This window comes from uncultured Algibacter sp. (genome assembly GCF_947495925.1).
In the GTDB taxonomy this organism is placed as follows: Bacteria; Bacteroidota; Bacteroidia; order Flavobacteriales; family Flavobacteriaceae; genus Algibacter_E.
The window spans coordinates 76,116-93,138 of sequence record NZ_CANMAU010000006.1; the positions used below are offsets into that span (position 1 = coordinate 76,116).

A 17,023-nucleotide genomic window follows, 5' to 3' on the forward strand; every position below is an offset into this window, starting at 1 on the left:
AGTAATCAATTTTTGAGGAATTTTTATCTGTATTAGGAAGTGATTATAATAAAAAAACACTAAAACGTTATAGTAAAATAAGGTGTATATCCTCCTTAAAATGGGTAGTTTATACCAATATTATAAACCGCATTGCCGAAATTATAATCATTAAACCACCTGTTTTTATCTTGGTACGAGGGGTCGTAAGTTTTGAATCCCACATCTAACCTAAAAACGAAATAACTAAAGTCGTAACGTAAGCCTAAGCCTGAACCTATAGCTAAGTCTTCAAGTGATTCGAAACCCGTAAAAGTAGCATTTGGGTCGGTAACATTGTCAAGTACATTCCAAATATTACCTACATCAACAAAAACGGCACCATTTAATTTTTCAAAAATATTGAAACGTTGCTCAGCACTAAAAGCAATTTTAAGGTTGGCCTCATTAAATTCATCTCTGGACCTTGAACTTCCCGGACCTAAACTATAAGCAGACCAAGCACGATTATCATTTGGTCCTCCTGCAAAGAAACTCTTGGCAAAAGGGATACTATTAGAATTACCGTAGGGAATAGCAATTCCAAAAAAGCTTCTTATTGCGAATACATTCTTTCTTCCTAAATCCCAGTGTTTTATATAATCGAGTTCTGTTTTTAAATATTGAGAATAGGCTACATCAAATACCGTATAACGTCCAGCTTCATCCTTTTTTAATCCTAGAGCATCAGATAGTGCTGATAATAAATTTCCTGCCGCTTCAAATTTAAACCTGAATATTGAGAAGTCTTCATCAAAGAGATTGGTCCGATTATCTTTTGTGAAGCCAAAGTTAGATGATAAAATTAAATTATTTTCAGTTAGTCTAGTTTTACGCTCATCAATACTATTTACTTCATTTAACTGGTCTTCAGATAATTCTGGTGCTGGAGGAGGTCCAAGTGCGTAAGCAATAAATTCATCGGCTTCTTCGGGGATACCTAAGTTTTCGTCTGGTTCAATGTACCCGACATCTTTAGCAATATTATTAAGGGATCTGTAGGAGGTCTGGTAAACTCCAAAATAATTGTCGGGATTTAAGTTTCTAACAAATTCAACGTTTAATAAACCAATTCGGCTATTTAATTCTTCATTAGGGAGCCAGTTATAATTTAGAGTACCACTTAAAGTTCGTTTATCAAGTCCAATATTGGTTTGACTGGTCATGGCCATACCAATTTGAGTGGTAGGAGACATGTATTTTGGAATGATATGTTTGGTGTAAAAAGGGGAGAATAATCTGGGGATAGTCAACCTTAAATCTACACCATATTCAACAATATCAAAAAAGGCATCGTTAGGGTTGTTTTTGTCTTTTGAAGCACCAATCGCTCCTTTGGCTGTAAGGTCTAATGTTTCTGCTCCTCTAAAAATGTTCCGCATTTGCAAACTCGGGTTAAAAGAAAAGCCAATAGATTGGATGTTGCTTTGCGAAACGTCAGCACCTAAACCTAAACTGAATTTTTTCAAAGGAGATAGCTTAATGGTATGAGTTAGTGTATTATCAAGATGTTCCGTTATCTCAATGTTCGGATATTTAAATGTTCTTAATTCTTTTAAATGTCTGTAAGTACGCAGCACATCAATTTCTCTAAAAATATCACCTGGCTTAATGAATATGGCATCGGTAATGTTTTTTGGACGAAACCTCATTTTGCCATAACTGTAGAGATTATATCCGTCATAGGATATTGAATCTTTGAAAGGTTTGCCACTATTCTCAAAAGAATAATCTGTTATTATATTAACAGCCTGAATAGTAAAAACTTTAAAAGGCTCTCTTTCCAAAGAATCAGGTGTTCTTATTGCTCTATCTTGGATAGTTAGGTTAACATTTACTTTTTTATTAGTACCAATGGTATCTATTTCAAAAGTTATATAGTCTGTACTAAAATGATAAATACCCGAATTTCTTAATTTGTTTGAAATTCTTTCACGTTCTTTTTCAAAATTAGAGGTTTTATATTGCTCCTTTTGTTTTAGCAGACTTTCTTCTTTTATATCTTTATATAGAGATTGAATAGAAGGCGATTTAATTGTTGTGGTAATGGAATCTAAGATATACGGTGTTCCAGTACTTACAGTATATTCTATTTCAGCTCGTTTATCTTCAATTCTATTAATGCTATAATCAGCCTTGGCATTAAACCAACCATGATTAGTATGATATGCTTCAAGATTTTTTATTGATTTTTTGGTTTTGTCTTCATTAACAATAACAGGGGCTTCTCCTGTTTTCTTTAACCAATTATTGAAGCCTATCGCAGATTCCCGTAATTTATCTGCTTGTTTTTGGGAATAGAGGTTTTTTAAATGTTCTTTTCGTTTTGGTTTTTTTTCTAACCAAGCATCGAAAATAGAATCTCTATTTGGTCTAGCAAGGTTGTAAACATGCAACTGTAAAGGGATGTTAGCTAAACTTTTATTGGGCTTCTGGGAAAGTAACTTGTCAATGGTCTCCCTTTTGTCTTTTTCTCCATTAATAATAACTGAATTTTTTGTAAGTAAGTATTCTTCATCACCAACTCTTTTTACAGCATCACATGAAATTAAGTGTATTGCGGTAAGTGTTATTATTAATATTTTTGAGAGTTGTTTTTTCAAATGGAATTAAACTTAATTCAGGGTTTTATTATTTTAATATATAAAACAAATAGTAAGTATTAGTTATGCATCAAAAATACATTTTTTAAACTAAAAAAAGTTTAAATATTATTAGGTCTAGGTGATCTAATTATTATTTTCTTTTCTTTATAAAAAATATAAAAGTATCTATGCTTTCTAAAAGTCAAATAAAATTAATAAACAGCTTAAAGCACAAGAAATATAGACAACAACATCAATTGTTTGTTGTTGAAGGTATAAAGACTATAACAGAATTGTTACAATCTAATTTAGAACTTTATGCTCTTTATACTAAGGAATCTTTCAATATTGATGCCAAAAATGAAGTTTTAATATCTGAAAGTGATTTAAAGCGCATAAGTTTTTTGGCGACACCCAATATGGCTATGGCTGTTTTTAAGATTCCGCAATCAAAAACTTTAAAAAAGAATGGACTTATTGTTGCGTTAGATGCCGTTAGAGACCCCGGAAATTTGGGGACCATTATTAGGTTATGTGATTGGTTTGGGATTAAAGATTTAGTATGTAGTAAGGAAACGGTAGATTGCTATAATCCTAAAGTTATTCAAGCCACCATGGGGTCTATTACCAGAGTAAATATTTCTTATATTGATTTAGTTTCTTTTTTAAGTAATTACGACGGCCCTGTATTTGGCACATATATGGAAGGAAATAATATTTACAAAAGAAGTTTACCACAAACCAGTGTTATTGTTATGGGGAATGAAGCGAATGGGATATCAAAAGAAACAGAAACCATGATTACTGACAAGATTTCCATTCCAAGATTTGGTGATTTACAAGTCACAGAAAGTTTGAATGTGGCTACAGCTACATCAATAATATTAAGTGAGTTTAAAAGGGGAAGTTGAATATATTCTTCGCGAATTATTGAAACGTGAAATTAATAAAAACCGCACGAGTTTCCATACTAGCTATATTGCCAGTCCAAGGGCTGTTTGGATCTTCGTCTCTTACTAATTCGTCGCTAAGCCCAAATACACCTCTAATAGTTGGTGTGAATTTAAAATTATATAAATAAAAGTCAATACCAAAACCCAATTCATAAAAAACAGGATTTGAAGTTGTTCTAAATTGCCCATTATCATTATCCTCAGGGTTATCTTCATTGCTTGATAAATTTAAAGCTGTCGAAAATCCACCTACAATAAATGGTTTGAAGTTATTTATGCGCTTTGCCGATATTTTAACTAGTAATGGAATATGTATATATGTAGACTTAACTTCTCTAATCAAATCTGACTTTTTAAATTCTATACCATCAAAATAAGTTGTGCTATAGTTTAATTCCCTTGTTGTTATTGATAATCCTGGTTCAAGCCTTAAATCAATAAATTTATTAATACGCAAATTTCCAATAAGCCCTACGTTAAAGCCTGGGCTGCGTTTTACGTAAATATCCTTTAAGTCTTCATTATAGTTAAATTTAAAATCATAACTATTAAATCCTAAAAAATACCCCCATCTAAGTAAATCATTATCAGTAGTACCGCGTCCTTGATTAGCATCGTAGGATACTTTTTCTTTTTTGAAAAGTTGTGCGCTAGATTCGTTGGATATAAATAAAACTATAAGTAATGCAAAAATGTATTTCATATAATTATTTAGACGATTTGTAAATTGTTGCCACGCCAAAAGTTTGTGGAAAATCTTCAACATTAATAAACCCAATTTTACGTAAAATATTGTTTAAATCTTCACCATATGGAAAAACAGATGCAGATTCACTTAAATATGTGTAGGCACTTTGGTCTTTAGAGAATGTTTTTCCTATAAGGGGCATAATATTTTTGGTGTAAAGGTTATAGCCCTGTTTAAAAGGTGTTTTTGTAGGTACAGATGTTTCAAGTATTATAAAAGTACCTCCCGGTTTTAGAACTCTTAAAATTTCTTTTAGCCCATTTTCTAGAGTTTCAAAATTTCTTATTCCAAATGCAACTGCAATGGCATCAAAAGAATTATTGTCAAAAGGCATGTTTTCACTGTCTCCTAAAATCATTTCTATTTTAGAATCTAACCCTTTCTTTTTTATTTTGTCCTTGCCAATTTCAAGCATACCACTGCTTATGTCTAAACCAACAATTTTAGAGGCATTTGTTTCTACAAGATTTATAGCTAAGTCACCAGTTCCTGTGGCAATATCTAAAATAGTTTCTGGATGACTTTCTTTAACTAATTTAACAACCTTTTTTCGCCATTTTATATCAATTCCAAAAGAAATCACACGATTCAAACCATCATAATCACCAGAAATATTATCAAACATTTGGGTAACTTGTTCTTTTTTGCCTAAATCGCTGTTTTTGTATGGTTTTACTTTTGACAAATCTTTAATTTTTGGGCAAATATAAACTATTCAAAAAGCATTACATAATTCGGGTTCTAAATAATTATATTAACTCAAAGTCCTGCTAACATATCGATTTTGTACTATCTTTGTTATACTTTTTATGATAATTAAAAGATGAAGATAATTATTGCTGGTGCTGGTGAAGTAGGATTTCATTTGGCAAAGTTGCTCTCCTACGAATCACAAGAAATTACTTTAATAGATCCCGATAAAAAAAGTTTAGCCTATGCAGATACGCATTTGGATATTAGAACAGTTAAAGGTGATGCCACCTCAATAGCAATTCTTAAAGAAGCTCGAGTATCTTCATGTGAATTATTTATTGCTGTTACATCTAGTGAAACTACAAATATTACAGTATCCGTTTTGGCTAAACAACTTGGAGCGACCAAGACCATTGCCAGAATAACTAATACTGAATTTATTAATAATAAAGAGGAGGTCGGGTTTACTAAGTTTGGTATTGACGAGTTAATATCACCAGAAGCGCTAGCTGCGTCAGAAATTGAATTATCATTAAAGCAATCTTCTTTTAATGAAAACTATGAATTTGAAGATGGTGCGCTGACTATGGCGGGACTTACCTTGTCAAAATCAGCCTCATTTGTTGGAAAGACTGTAAAGCAAGCGGCAGAAATTTTTCCTGAAATACATTTTGTTCCTATTGCTATTCAGCGTTTTGGAACGCAGTATACTATTATTCCTAGAGGTAACACGAAATTTATGCGTGGTGATACTGTGGTTTTTGTTACTTCTGAAGGTGGAGCCGACGAATTATGTCGTCTCACAGGTAAGGAAAATAGAGCTATTAAAGATATCATGATTTTAGGAGGGAGTCAAATTGGTTATAAAACAGCCAGAGACTTGAGTGAAAAAGGCTTTAATGCTAAGCTTTTAGAAGGAAATAGAGATAGAGCATTTGAGATTGCAGATGAGTTAACAAAGGTGTTGGTTATTAATAGTGACGGACGAAATGTTGATGTATTAGAAGAAGAAAATATTGGAGAAATGGATGCCTTTATTGCGGTAGGACCAAATTCCGAAACTAATATCATGTCATGTTTGGTGGCTAAATCAAAGGGTGTGAAAAAGACCATTGCTTTGGTGGAAAATATGGACTATTTTGATTTGTCTCACTCCATAGGAATTGATACCTTAATTAATAAAAAGTTATTAGCAGCCAATAATATTTTTAGATATATACGGCGTGGTGAAGTTGTGGCTATGACAAAACTTAGTAATCTTAATGCTGAATTATTGGAGTTTGAAGTTAAACCTGACTCTGCTGTTTGTAATAAAACCATTAAATCTATTAATTTTCCAAGAACAGCCATTATAGGAGGTGTTATAAGAGATGGCGTAGGAATGATTGCCTTGGGTAGTTTTAAAATCCAAGAAGGAGACCGTGTTGTGGTATGCTGTTTATTGAAATCTATAAAAACTGTTGAAAAGTTATTTGTATAAAACTACTTTTCAAAATAAGAATAAGTCTTGAAACTTAACTATAAAATTATTTTTCACATTCTGGGGCTACTGTTATTGTTTAATGGCGGGTTTATGCTGTTATCTGCACTAATTAGCTTGGTCTATCAAGACGGTGTTACGTTACAAATTTTTATAGCCGGTATTATTACTTTAGTTATTGGAGCGATATCAATGTTTATTACTAGGCATCATGAAAAGGAAATTAATAAGCGGGAAGGTTACATTGTGGTTACTTTTGGGTGGATAATTATGTCTTTATCAGGTACTATACCTTATGTAATTACAGATAGTATACCAGATTTCACTAATGCTTTTTTTGAAACCATGTCTGGTTATACGACGACTGGGGCTTCTATTTTGAATGATATTGAAGCGGTGCCTAAAGGAGTTTTGTTTTGGCGTAGTATGACCCATTGGATTGGAGGAATGGGAATAATTGTTTTAGCTATTGCTATTTTACCTTTATTAGGAATCGGAGGAATGCAAATGTTTGCGGCGGAAGCTCCAGGCCCAAGTACCGATAAATTACACCCCAGAATTACTGATACTGCAAAACGCCTGTGGCTTATTTACGTGGGTTATACAGCGGCAGAAACCTTATTGTTAACAGTGGCAGGTATGTCTTTTTTTGATGCTATAAATCATGCCTTGTGCACCTTGTCTACAGGAGGGTTTTCTACAAAAAATGCAAGTGTTGCCTATTGGAATGGCCAACCTATTATTCAATATATTATTATTTTGTTTATGTTTTTAGCAGGAACGAATTTCGTTTTAAGCTATTTTGCCTTTAAAGGGAAAGTCCAAAAAATTATACATGACGAAGAGTTTAAATTATACTTTAAGTTTGTTGTTGTTTTCACCATTATAGCTGCTGTTGTTATTTATTTTAAAGCAGACGTTAGTGTCTCATCAATAGCACACCCAATGGTTTGGGGAGAGGGAGAAAGCGCTTTTAGGCATGCTTTATTCCAAGTATTGGCAATTGTAACTACCACGGGGTTTGTTACGGCCGATTATACGTTATGGACACCCTTTTTAATGGTTTTCTTTTTCGGACTCATGTTCTTAGGAGGTTCGGCAGGAAGTACCTCTGGAGGGGTTAAGGTTGTACGTCATTTAATACTCATTAAAAATAGTTTTTTAGAGTTTAAGCGCACGCTTCATCCAAATGCTATTGTGCCTGTGCGATATAATAAAAAAGCGATAAACAGGTTTATCGTATTTAATGTTTTGGCGTTTTTCATCCTCTATATGTTATCTTTTATTATTGGGTCTTTGGGCTTTTCAATAATGGGTATAGAGTTTAAATCGGCAGTGGGTCTTGCGGCCTCAACACTTGGTAACGTTGGACCAGCATTAGGTGATTTCGGACCCGTAAATAACTATGCGGCATTACCAAGTTTAGGCAAGTGGTGGTCGTCTTTTTTAATGCTTATTGGGCGTTTAGAGTTGTTTACAGTTCTTATTCTTTTCACACCGTTCTTTTGGCGCAATAGGTAGTCATATAATTTGAATATAACATTTCTGCTTTTTCATGAATGTGATTCAGGTAAAGGTCATGCTATTCGTTACATCTTTTTAGCTAATCTTGTTTTTAGGATAGTATTAAGTATTAATTAGGGTTAAGGTTTTTAATTTTATTAAATGTTTAGTTTATAGCAAAAAAGGATGCGGCTACTATCGCTAATTCGAAATCCTAAGTTCTGTTGTAACATTTTGGTGAAATAATCTACATATATATAAAGAATAGCTACTTTGTAATTATCAATTGATGTTTTAAGATATCTTCTAAAACACAATAATCCTTTGTTGCATATTTCAACAAAGTTTCACAATTAACATTTTAGAAATTATGAGTTTTGGAGTAGTGCAATCCGCTATAGCGACTATTAAAAATAATAGAAATTTGTTGTCAAATAGAAAGCGTTTGAAAAATACACTTTCTTCAGAAAAACATGAGAAGTATGAAACAAAAGCTTCAAATTATAATACGTTGTCATTAAAGAAACTTAAAAATAGATTACAAAACGAGCATAAGCAAATAAGAATAAAGCAATTAATAATATTTGGAATTATGATGCTGATTTTAATTTCAGTTTTTATCTACTACATCTAAAAAAAAGCCACTAAATTAATTAGTGGCTTTTCAATAATATTTAAGATAATAAGCTATTTAACTTACAGCTTCTTTAATACGTTTAATAGCTTCAATAATTTGTTCGTTTGAAGCAGCGTAAGAAATCCTGATACAATCAGGGTTACCAAAAGCCTCACCAGTTACGGTTGCTACAAGAGCTTCTTCTAATAAGAATAATGAAAAATCACTAGCGTTATTAATTTTAGTACCTTTTAACGTCTTTCCGTAAAAGTGAGTCACGTCAGGGAATACATAAAACGCACCATCTGGCACATTACATTTAAACCCTTCAATATCATTTAATAATCCTAAAATTAAATCACGCCGTTGTTTAAATTCATCAATCATGTATTTAACTTTCTCAGGAGATTCCGTACAGGCAGTAATTACAGCACGCTGTGCAATACAGTTGGCGCCACTAGTTGCTTGTCCTTGTAGTTTGTTACAAGCACGTGCAATTTTTTCAGGAGCTCCTATATAACCTATACGCCATCCAGTCATCGCGAAAGCTTTCGATACACCATTAACAGTAATTGTACGATCATACATTTCTTCAAAACTAGCAATACTCGTATGGCCTTTACCATAGTTAATATGCTCGTAAATTTCATCAGAAACAACGTAGATGTCTGGATGTTTTGCTAAAACGTCAACTAGAGCTTGTAATTCTGCTTCACTGTAAACAGATCCACTTGGATTACAAGGTGAGCTAAACCACATCATTTTTGTATTTGGTGTAATGGCTGCTTCTAATTGATCGGCAGTCATTTTAAAATCAGTATCAATTGAAGTTTTTACCTCCACAGGTACACCATCAAATAGTTTTACAATATCAGAATAGCTTACCCAGTAAGGACAAGGTAAAATAACCTCGTCACCAGCATTTAACATTACACCAGCAATATTAAATAAAGCTTGTTTAGCACCGGTAGAAACTACTATTTGACTTGGTGAATATGTTAAACCATTATCACGTTTAAACTTAGTAATAATAGCTTCCTTTAAATCAGCATATCCATCAACTGGAGTATAAGAATTATAGTTGTCATTAATAGCTTGTACAGCTGCTTCTTTGATAAAGTCTGGTGTATTAAAATCTGGTTCTCCCAAACTTAAACCGATAATATCTTTTCCTTCTCCTCTAAGTTCTCTTGCTTTTGCTGCCATGGCTAACGTTGCAGACGTAGACATGTTTAAAATTCTATCAGATAGTAATTGCATTTAATTATTTGTTAAAAAGTAAATATAAAGTTTAGGCCATATTAGGTTTTCTTCCTAAGACCTTTAATTGGTTATAATGCTCAGCTACAGCTTGCCAAAACGATTTATATTCGTTGTATGGTAAACTAAACTCTTTTGCAGTTTCTTTAACTATTTTGGCGATTTTGCTATAATGTACATGACTAATATTCGCAAATAAATGGTGTTCTACTTGTCTATTTAATCCTCCAGTATAAAATTCGGCCAACCAGCTTTTTGGTGAAAAATTCGAGGTTGTGAATAGTTGGTGAATAGCCCATGTGTTTTTGATGTTACCGTTTTCATCAGGTAAAGGCATCTCTGTGTTAGGCATAACATGTGCGAGTTGAAAAATAACACTTAAAATGATTCCCGCAGTATAATGCATAACGATAAAGCCTATTAAAACCTGCCACCATGTAAAACCTACTGAGATTGGTAAAACAACCCAAATTGAATAATACACAATCTTTCCAATAATTAACTTAGTCCACTGTGTTGCAGGATGGGGTAATTTTCCGTAAGCTAGTTTTCTTTTAAGATATTGGTAGGTTTGAATAAAATCTGTTGTAATTGCCCAATTCGCAGTTAATAAACCATATAAAAAGAACGCGTAATATTTTTGATATTTATGAATCCTTAACCACTTGGTGTGCTTGGAAAACCTAATAATTCTACCGGCGTCAATATCTTCATCATGACCTTGAATATTGGTATACGTATGATGTAACACATTATGTTGAACTTTCCAGTTGTAGTCATTCCCAGCTAATATGTAAATACTACTTCCCATTAATTTATTAACCCATTTTTTACTAGAAAAAGAGCCATGGTTGGCATCGTGCATCACATTCATGCCTACACCTGCCATACCAATACCAGTAAGTATCATACATAATACTTGAGCATACCATGGTAAATCTATGGTTAACACTAAAACAGGAGGGGTAATAAGTAAGGCGAACATGAAAATGGCCTTCGAATAAAGTTTCCAATTACCTGTGCGCTTAATGTTATTTTCTTTGAAATAATCATTAACACGTTTATTTAATGTTTTGAAAAATTTTGCAGAATCAGTTCTTGAAAATGAAAGTGCTTGTTTTGTCATGCTATTAATTTTAATATGATAAATAATAAAAATTGCTGATCATACCTGCGGCAAAGATAGGTATAAACCAACTGAAGTAATACCATTTTTTTGTAAAAAAATGTATCGAAAAAGTATATTTTTGTTGAAAATTTAACAGCTTAGATATGTCTGTAAATATAAACTCTCTTTACTGGGACGAATTTATTGGAATGTGTGTATCTGGTTGATTTATAAAATACTAGAAGTAAATGGAACTTGTATTAAAGTATTTTCCTGACCTTACTGAAGATCAGATAGAAAAATTTAAAAAGTTGGAATCTCTGTATCAAGATTGGAACTTGAAAATAAACGTAGTGTCCAGAAAAGATATAGATGAATTGTACATGCGCCATGTTTTACACTCACTAGGTATTGCAAAAGTAATATCTTTTAAAGACGGAAGTAAATTGTTGGACGTAGGTACTGGTGGTGGTTTTCCAGGGATTCCTTTGGCTATTCTGTATCCAGAATGTTCTTTCCATTTAGTAGATAGTATTGCAAAGAAATTGAAAGTTGTTGATGAGGTGGTTGCCGGTTTAGGTCTAACTAATGTAAAAACGACGCATAGTAGAGTAGAAGCTATTGATGATACTTACGATTTTATTGTAAGTAGGGCTGTTGCTGCGATGCCTACTTTTGTGCATTGGGTAAAAGGTAAAATAGCAAAAAAGCAAAATCATGATCTGAAAAACGGAATACTTTATTTAAAAGGAGGAGACCTGTCAGAAGAACTTAAAGATTATAGAACGACAACTATTTATAATTTAAGTGATTATTTTTCAGAAGATTTTTATGAAACTAAAAAAGTGGTGCATTTACCTTTAAAATATAGAGGATAAGTACTATAGTTTGGCTATTGTAGCAATATTGTTGTTAAAGTAATAATATTGATTTTGAAACCAATAAGTATTATTGTAGGGCTCAATACTCGATACATCATTCTCAATGGACAAAATTTCATTTGCACGTTTAAAACTAGCTTTAGCCTTCTCGATATCGTTAATCTTACTATAAGCTATGGCAAGCCCTAAATGTGCATCAAAATCCATAGTGTCAAATTTTAAAGCCTCGGAAAAATCCGTAATCGCATTAGTAAATTTTCCTAATAATAAATATGAAGCACCTCTATAAAAATAGGCAAATGAGTTGTTTTGATTTAAACGTAAAGATCTTGTTAGGTCTTCATTGGCGTTTTCGTAATAATTAATATCCATTAAAAACACGCCTCTATTATAGTAGTTATTGGCATTAGGCTCAATCAAAATAGCTGTCGAGTAATCCTTTGCCGCCTCGGTATATTTCTCCAAAGCTTTATACGAAGATGCACGTAAGGTGTAAAGTTTTGATTGCGCAGGAGCCGCTTTTATTACTTTATTAAAATCGCTTATTGCTTGATCGTATTCTTCTAAATCATATCTTACGCAAGCTAGACTATATAAGGCATCAATAAAGTTTTTGTCAAGTATATAAGCTTTGGCATAATCTTCTTTAGCTCCAGTTAAATCTTTAATACTATATCTAGAATTGCCTCTATTGTAATAAGTGTCGGCATCGGGTTGTTCAACTATAATTTTGGAATAATCTACTATAGCACCATGATAATCTCCGGAATCATTTTTTGCAAGTCCACGCTGAAAATAAGCATCTAGGTTTTTAGGCTCTAATTTGATAACTTCATTCAGGAGACTGATTTTTTCTTTTGAATCTGTAGAACGAAGCGCTTTTCTATAAATCTTGCTCGCCTGCCCAATGGTTAAAACGGGTAAAAGGACAAATAATGTGAGTATTAGTTTTTTCATCAGCGTTTTTTATTCAACAAATAGTGTGCCGTTTTTTATTGAAGAAATACTCAGGAAAGATAAATAAATTTTGTTGAAATCGAGTCAAGAGAATTCATTCTAATTTGTTTGAAAATAATGAACCTACTTAGTTACTGATTTTTAGTAATTTTTGTTTTGCTTTTTCAAAATGTGCCTTTAGTTTTGGGATGGCGCTTTCTCCATATCCCTTTTCGAGTCTATCTTTCGAAACCTCTAAAAGCATTAATAGTTTCTCTGCGGATTGTTTTGCTACGGTGATGTCTATGCTTCCTACCTCATTAAACCATATGGGGGCACATTCTGCAAAAGGATAACTGTCCATTAGAGGCCAGTCAATTGAGCCACCCGAAACTCTTGCTGTAACCCATCCGCCATCAGGAACAACAATGGTTCCTTTGTAGCTTTTAGAACCAGGTTTAGTATTTCCTTTTTTTGTCCATACTACTTCTCCGTTAATAAATAGTTCAACTTTGTTATATGGTGTTGCAGAATGCACGTTTAAAGTCCATTTAGCTTTCTTGTTTTTAGTAGAAATAACCCCTCCTGAAATTTTATCCTCTACCTCAAACTCAACTAAGGGACCATTACTTACAAAGCTTCTTCCATTTTTTAAGGCTTCTAGGTAGTTATCCATAGTCAGATTTTTTTCTGGTTTTACGTAAACTCTAGTTGCTCCAATAGCCATTGTTCTATATAAGTCATTCATTACATCGCTTCCTGCTGATATGGCCAACGGTTCTCCAATATTTAATATAGCATGCCAAAGTGCCGCAGTACCAATTTCGTCAGACCATAAGCATCCCAATTCTATATAATCAGACTCACCTAAAACCGCATCAGCAATCAACTCGATAGGAATTCGTCTTGCTCCCTTTTCAGTAAACGGGTCTTGTACACTTGTTGGATGTACGTATCCGCCTAAGGCATTTTGTTTTTTGGCAAACCGTAATGCCTCAGCATTTGTTCTATCATCACGACCATAAATATCATAATATGGGCCCCAAACCCATGGCCAAAACAAGTCTTTTGTTCCTAAAAGACCTAAGTGTCCTAAAAAATGTGATCTTACTTCTTGTCCAAATTCAATCAAAGGCACTTCATCGCGCTTCCATTTCCAAAGATTCTGTTGTAAAAATCGTTGCCCTAAGTTAGCCAGTAAAGGAAAAGCCACGTCTAAATCTTCTGCTCTTAAATCCAGTACAATATCATCTGGATCTAATTGACTTGTCCCTCCGTAATTAATATGAAAGTGATTGTCTCCAGAGTACCATCCATTTTCGTCTGCATTCCAAATAGAACTAAGACTAATTTCGGTAGTACGCTCTGGTGTGTTAACTGTTATGTTTTTTGTGGTTTTGATAGTTGAAAATCCATGAACAGCGGTAATTTTTATATCTCCCTGGGGAACTTCAACTTCAATGCCTCCAGGAGAGTAAAAGAAGACGATTCCATTTTGTCCGTCTGAATGCACAATACCTGTTTCAGGTACAATAGGGTGACCTGCTTGATCGGTAATACTCATCCTAACAGCATCTAATGCGCCGTCAACTTTACTGGTTATTTTTAGCTTAGATGTTGGTATATTCCATTCCCAATTCAAGACATCTAAGACTTCAGGTTCACCGCCATTAATGCTTATTCGTTTTAGTTCTGAGCGCTCGGACATATTGAATTCAAAATAATACACCCATTTACCATTAGCACTAAATTTTGGAGATAATGGTAGATTATTACTTTTAGTTAGCAGAAGTGTGCTTTTGGGAGTGAGTACATCAAGCAAACGTAATTCATAAAAATCGTCCTGAGGCCATGAATAGACTAGGGTTTGGTTATCTGGTGATAACGAAAATGCTGCTTGCGAGGTGAAATTTTCTTCTGCTAATGGGCTGGATTCATTTGATTCCGTATTTAGGAGTTCAATAGAATCATATGAGAACCCTTCTTTTTTCAAGTAAACTAGCCATTTACTAGAATTTGTAGGTACAGGTAAACGTTCTAAATTATCCTCCTTGGTGATTACTTGTTTTTCATTAGTTGAAAGGTTAATACGCCAAATATCAATAGAACCGACATCGGCGGATGCATAATAAACAAATGCACCATCTCTTGAAAAAATAGGGTCTAGGTCTAGGGCTTTAGTATTAACCAAAACGGTTTCTTCCATTGAAGCCAAATCCAGTAAAACAATTTCGGTATCGCTACTATTGTCGCGTATAAAAACTATTTGATCTCCATTAGGAGACCAGTTTGGTTTTGAGTCTACATGCGCAGATGATGTAATTCTTGAAGCTTCTCTAACATTCGTATCCATTAACCACAACCAACCTTTAGCTGCAAAAACAATACGCTTATCAATTGGTGAAGGTGCGGGATCAGTAGGGCCTGCATTTAAAATAGGTAGCTCATAGCCCTCTAAATAAACATGATGCCCAAAACCATCTACCTTTGGATATCTGTTAGACCATTGTCCATGAATAGTCATACTACTAAATAAACAAACAACAATAAAACTGAATAAATACTTCATGGCTTAAACTGATTTGAACGTGAATAATCTGAATTCTACTAAGTTATGAAGAATTAAAAAAAGTTACGAAGCGGTCGGGAATTTAATTAAGAAGTTTAGCGCGCTTCTTTTCAAGATACGCTAACTCTAATCTGTTATTAACAATTTCTAGGGCAGAGTCTAAATATTCTATGGCTTTTTTTATTTGATTTGTACCTATATAATAATCCGCTTTTGCACCATAAAATAAATATGCTCGTTGCTCAAAATCTGAAGCGTTAATGTCGTTAAGATAGGCTTTAGCCGTTTTAAAGTTTTTATTTTGAATGCATACAACTGCCATTGTTAAAACATAAATTGGCATGGGCTGCAAGTTATTTAAGCATTGATACCAATAATGAATTTTGTCCCAATTAGTATCTTCAAATATTGGGGCTCGCAAATGTTCAGCAGCTATGGCGGCTTCATAGTGGTAACAAGAGAATTCTTGTTTAGTTATAACCGCCTTGGTCATCATATTATGGCCTAGTTTAATTAAAGGAAAATACCATGAACTACGATCCTGATTTTTTAAATCAAGCAATTCATTTTGCGTATTGGTTTTAGTATCTAATCTTGCTGAGTGAAAACACATTAAAGCATTTAAAGCATAAGTTTCGGGTGTTCTAGTGTGTTCGTTTTTTAATAGCATTTGACAAAGCCTTAGGGCTTCACCGCATAGTTCTTTTCGAACAAGCTTAGTTCTTTGGTTAGAATGAAAACCTTCATTAAAAATTAAGTAAAGCACTTCCATAACACTGTCTAAACGGTCGGGTAAAGACTTTCCTAGTGGTATTTTAAACTTTAAATCTGCATTTACTATGGTTTTTCGAGCTCTTCCTAAACGTTTTTTAATAGTATCTTCTTTAGTTAACAGTGCCGATGAAATTTCTTTTATACTAAATCCGGAGACCGTTTTTAAGGCAAATGCAATCCGGTCTCTGGGATCTAATTTAGGATGACATGCGGTGAAAATCATGCGGAGTTGGGCATCTTCAATTTCCGTGTCTAAAAACAATTCATTTATGGCAATAGCATCTGTTCCTTGATTGATAAGAGGTAAGTGCTTTTGTTCTGTTTTTAGTTTCCTAAAAATGTCAAGAACTCGATTTTTTGCAACTTTGTTCAACCATGCCTCTGGGTTTTCAGGTTGCCTAGTTCTCCAGTTTATACTGGCTTTTATAAAAGTATCTTGTACCGCATCTTCAATAATATCAAGATGTTTAAGACCAAAAATCCTTGTTAAAACAGAAACCATCTTTCCGCTATGATGACGAAAAAGATGGTCAATAATTTCAGAGTTCATTAACGATCAAATACCATGATTTCACGAATTTCTACTGTACCCCCTAAATCGTAGTCAGGGTAATCTTCGGCGATTTTTTGAACCGCATCAAAATCGGTCGTTTCCACAATGTAATAGCCACCAACAATTTCTTTGACTTCGGCTGAAGTTAAATCGGTAACCGTTCTGTTAGATCCAACAACGCGTCTTATTTGAGGTGTTAAGGCATTGCCTCCACGCAGTACACCCGCTTGCTCCATTTTGTCGTTCCAAGCAAACCATTTTCCCATTCTGCCTTGAAGTTCTTCAGGGGATAGGCCTAGATCTGTGTAATCGGCTCCTACAAAAATCATCATAAATTCTTTCATAA

The 17,023-nt window shown here is 33.6% G+C and carries 14 protein-coding genes; 5 read left to right on the top strand and 9 right to left on the bottom strand.

Annotation, left to right across the window (positions count from 1 at the left end; genetic code table 11):
• Window positions 1-95: 95 nt before the first annotated feature.
• Window positions 96-2,621 carry a BamA/TamA family outer membrane protein gene (locus Q0857_RS13220; protein ID WP_298536056.1) on the bottom strand — a complete coding sequence of 842 codons (2,526 nt, stop codon included), beginning with the start codon at window positions 2,619-2,621 and terminating at the stop codon, window positions 96-98.
• Between the two features lie 170 nt (window positions 2,622-2,791).
• On the opposite strand from Q0857_RS13220, the gene Q0857_RS13225 reads away from it, so the two are divergent.
• Entirely contained in the window at window positions 2,792-3,514 is a 723-nt protein-coding gene (locus Q0857_RS13225) for an RNA methyltransferase (protein ID WP_298536058.1), read from the top strand.
• Window positions 3,515-3,530: 16 nt separating this feature from the next.
• Here Q0857_RS13225 and Q0857_RS13230 read toward each other — a convergent pair whose 3' ends face one another.
• Window positions 3,531-4,259 carry a porin family protein gene (locus Q0857_RS13230; RefSeq protein ID WP_298536060.1) on the bottom strand — a complete coding sequence of 243 codons (729 nt, stop codon included), beginning with the start codon at window positions 4,257-4,259 and terminating at the stop codon, window positions 3,531-3,533.
• A 4-nt stretch (window positions 4,260-4,263) separates the two neighbouring features.
• Window positions 4,264-4,989: a bifunctional demethylmenaquinone methyltransferase/2-methoxy-6-polyprenyl-1,4-benzoquinol methylase UbiE gene (ubiE, locus tag Q0857_RS13235; RefSeq protein WP_298536062.1), complete on the bottom strand. Its 726-nt coding sequence runs from the start codon at window positions 4,987-4,989 to the stop codon at window positions 4,264-4,266.
• A gap of 138 nt (window positions 4,990-5,127) precedes the next feature.
• Between ubiE and trkA the strand changes: the two genes are divergently transcribed.
• The 3 genes from trkA to Q0857_RS13250 all read left to right on the top strand — a co-directional run bounded on the left by trkA (window position 5,128) and on the right by Q0857_RS13250 (window position 8,614).
• Window positions 5,128-6,477 carry a Trk system potassium transporter TrkA gene (gene trkA, locus Q0857_RS13240; RefSeq protein ID WP_298536064.1) on the top strand — a complete coding sequence of 450 codons (1,350 nt, stop codon included), beginning with the start codon at window positions 5,128-5,130 and terminating at the stop codon, window positions 6,475-6,477.
• Window positions 6,478-6,504: 27 nt separating this feature from the next.
• Window positions 6,505-7,998, top strand: coding sequence for a TrkH family potassium uptake protein (locus Q0857_RS13245; RefSeq protein ID WP_298536066.1), 1,494 nt, complete (start codon window positions 6,505-6,507; stop codon window positions 7,996-7,998).
• A 352-nt stretch (window positions 7,999-8,350) separates the two neighbouring features.
• Window positions 8,351-8,614, top strand: a complete 264-nt coding sequence (locus Q0857_RS13250) for a hypothetical protein (protein WP_298536068.1) — start codon at window positions 8,351-8,353, stop codon at window positions 8,612-8,614.
• Window positions 8,615-8,671: 57 nt separating this feature from the next.
• On the opposite strand, the gene Q0857_RS13255 is transcribed toward Q0857_RS13250, so the two are convergent.
• Complete coding sequence (locus Q0857_RS13255) at window positions 8,672-9,856, bottom strand: pyridoxal phosphate-dependent aminotransferase (protein WP_298536071.1); 1,185 nt, start codon at window positions 9,854-9,856, stop codon at window positions 8,672-8,674.
• A gap of 31 nt (window positions 9,857-9,887) precedes the next feature.
• Window positions 9,888-10,982 (bottom strand): acyl-CoA desaturase, encoded by a 1,095-nt coding sequence (locus tag Q0857_RS13260; protein WP_298536073.1) that lies wholly within the window; start codon window positions 10,980-10,982, stop codon window positions 9,888-9,890.
• Between the two features lie 230 nt (window positions 10,983-11,212).
• On the opposite strand from Q0857_RS13260, the gene rsmG reads away from it, so the two are divergent.
• Window positions 11,213-11,842, top strand: coding sequence for a 16S rRNA (guanine(527)-N(7))-methyltransferase RsmG (rsmG, locus tag Q0857_RS13265; protein ID WP_298536075.1), 630 nt, complete (start codon window positions 11,213-11,215; stop codon window positions 11,840-11,842).
• A gap of 3 nt (window positions 11,843-11,845) precedes the next feature.
• On the opposite strand, the gene Q0857_RS13270 is transcribed toward rsmG, so the two are convergent.
• From Q0857_RS13270 to Q0857_RS13285, 4 genes are all read right to left on the bottom strand, one after another.
• Window positions 11,846-12,802: a tetratricopeptide repeat protein gene (locus Q0857_RS13270; protein WP_298536077.1), complete on the bottom strand. Its 957-nt coding sequence runs from the start codon at window positions 12,800-12,802 to the stop codon at window positions 11,846-11,848.
• Window positions 12,803-12,929: 127 nt separating this feature from the next.
• Window positions 12,930-15,350 carry a CehA/McbA family metallohydrolase gene (locus Q0857_RS13275; RefSeq protein ID WP_298536079.1) on the bottom strand — a complete coding sequence of 807 codons (2,421 nt, stop codon included), beginning with the start codon at window positions 15,348-15,350 and terminating at the stop codon, window positions 12,930-12,932.
• 82 nt (window positions 15,351-15,432) lie between these two features.
• On the bottom strand, window positions 15,433-16,674 hold the full coding sequence (locus Q0857_RS13280) for a sigma-70 family RNA polymerase sigma factor (RefSeq protein ID WP_298536081.1): 1,242 nt from the start codon (window positions 16,672-16,674) through the stop codon (window positions 15,433-15,435).
• On the bottom strand, window positions 16,674-17,021 hold the full coding sequence (locus tag Q0857_RS13285) for a YciI family protein (RefSeq protein ID WP_298536083.1): 348 nt from the start codon (window positions 17,019-17,021) through the stop codon (window positions 16,674-16,676). The genes Q0857_RS13280 and Q0857_RS13285 overlap by 1 nt, the downstream gene beginning before the upstream one ends.
• Window positions 17,022-17,023: the final 2 nt, after the last annotated feature.

Excerpts from the sequence above, each read along its gene's own strand:
- Q0857_RS13280 (WP_298536081.1), bottom strand. The coding sequence starts at position 16,674 with ATGAACTCTGAAATTATTGACCATCTTTTTCGTCATCATAGCGGAAAG.
- trkA (WP_298536064.1), top strand. The coding sequence starts at position 5,128 with ATGAAGATAATTATTGCTGGTGCTGGTGAAGTAGGATTTCATTTGGCA.
- Q0857_RS13275 (WP_298536079.1), bottom strand. The coding sequence starts at position 15,350 with ATGAAGTATTTATTCAGTTTTATTGTTGTTTGTTTATTTAGTAGTATG.
- Q0857_RS13225 (WP_298536058.1), top strand. The coding sequence starts at position 2,792 with ATGCTTTCTAAAAGTCAAATAAAATTAATAAACAGCTTAAAGCACAAG.
- Q0857_RS13260 (WP_298536073.1), bottom strand. The coding sequence starts at position 10,982 with ATGACAAAACAAGCACTTTCATTTTCAAGAACTGATTCTGCAAAATTT.
- rsmG (WP_298536075.1), top strand. The coding sequence starts at position 11,213 with ATGGAACTTGTATTAAAGTATTTTCCTGACCTTACTGAAGATCAGATA.
- Q0857_RS13250 (WP_298536068.1), top strand. The coding sequence starts at position 8,351 with ATGAGTTTTGGAGTAGTGCAATCCGCTATAGCGACTATTAAAAATAAT.
- Q0857_RS13255 (WP_298536071.1), bottom strand. The coding sequence starts at position 9,856 with ATGCAATTACTATCTGATAGAATTTTAAACATGTCTACGTCTGCAACG.
- Q0857_RS13230 (WP_298536060.1), bottom strand. The coding sequence starts at position 4,259 with ATGAAATACATTTTTGCATTACTTATAGTTTTATTTATATCCAACGAA.
- Q0857_RS13270 (WP_298536077.1), bottom strand. The coding sequence starts at position 12,802 with ATGAAAAAACTAATACTCACATTATTTGTCCTTTTACCCGTTTTAACC.
- Q0857_RS13285 (WP_298536083.1), bottom strand. The coding sequence starts at position 17,021 with ATGAAAGAATTTATGATGATTTTTGTAGGAGCCGATTACACAGATCTA.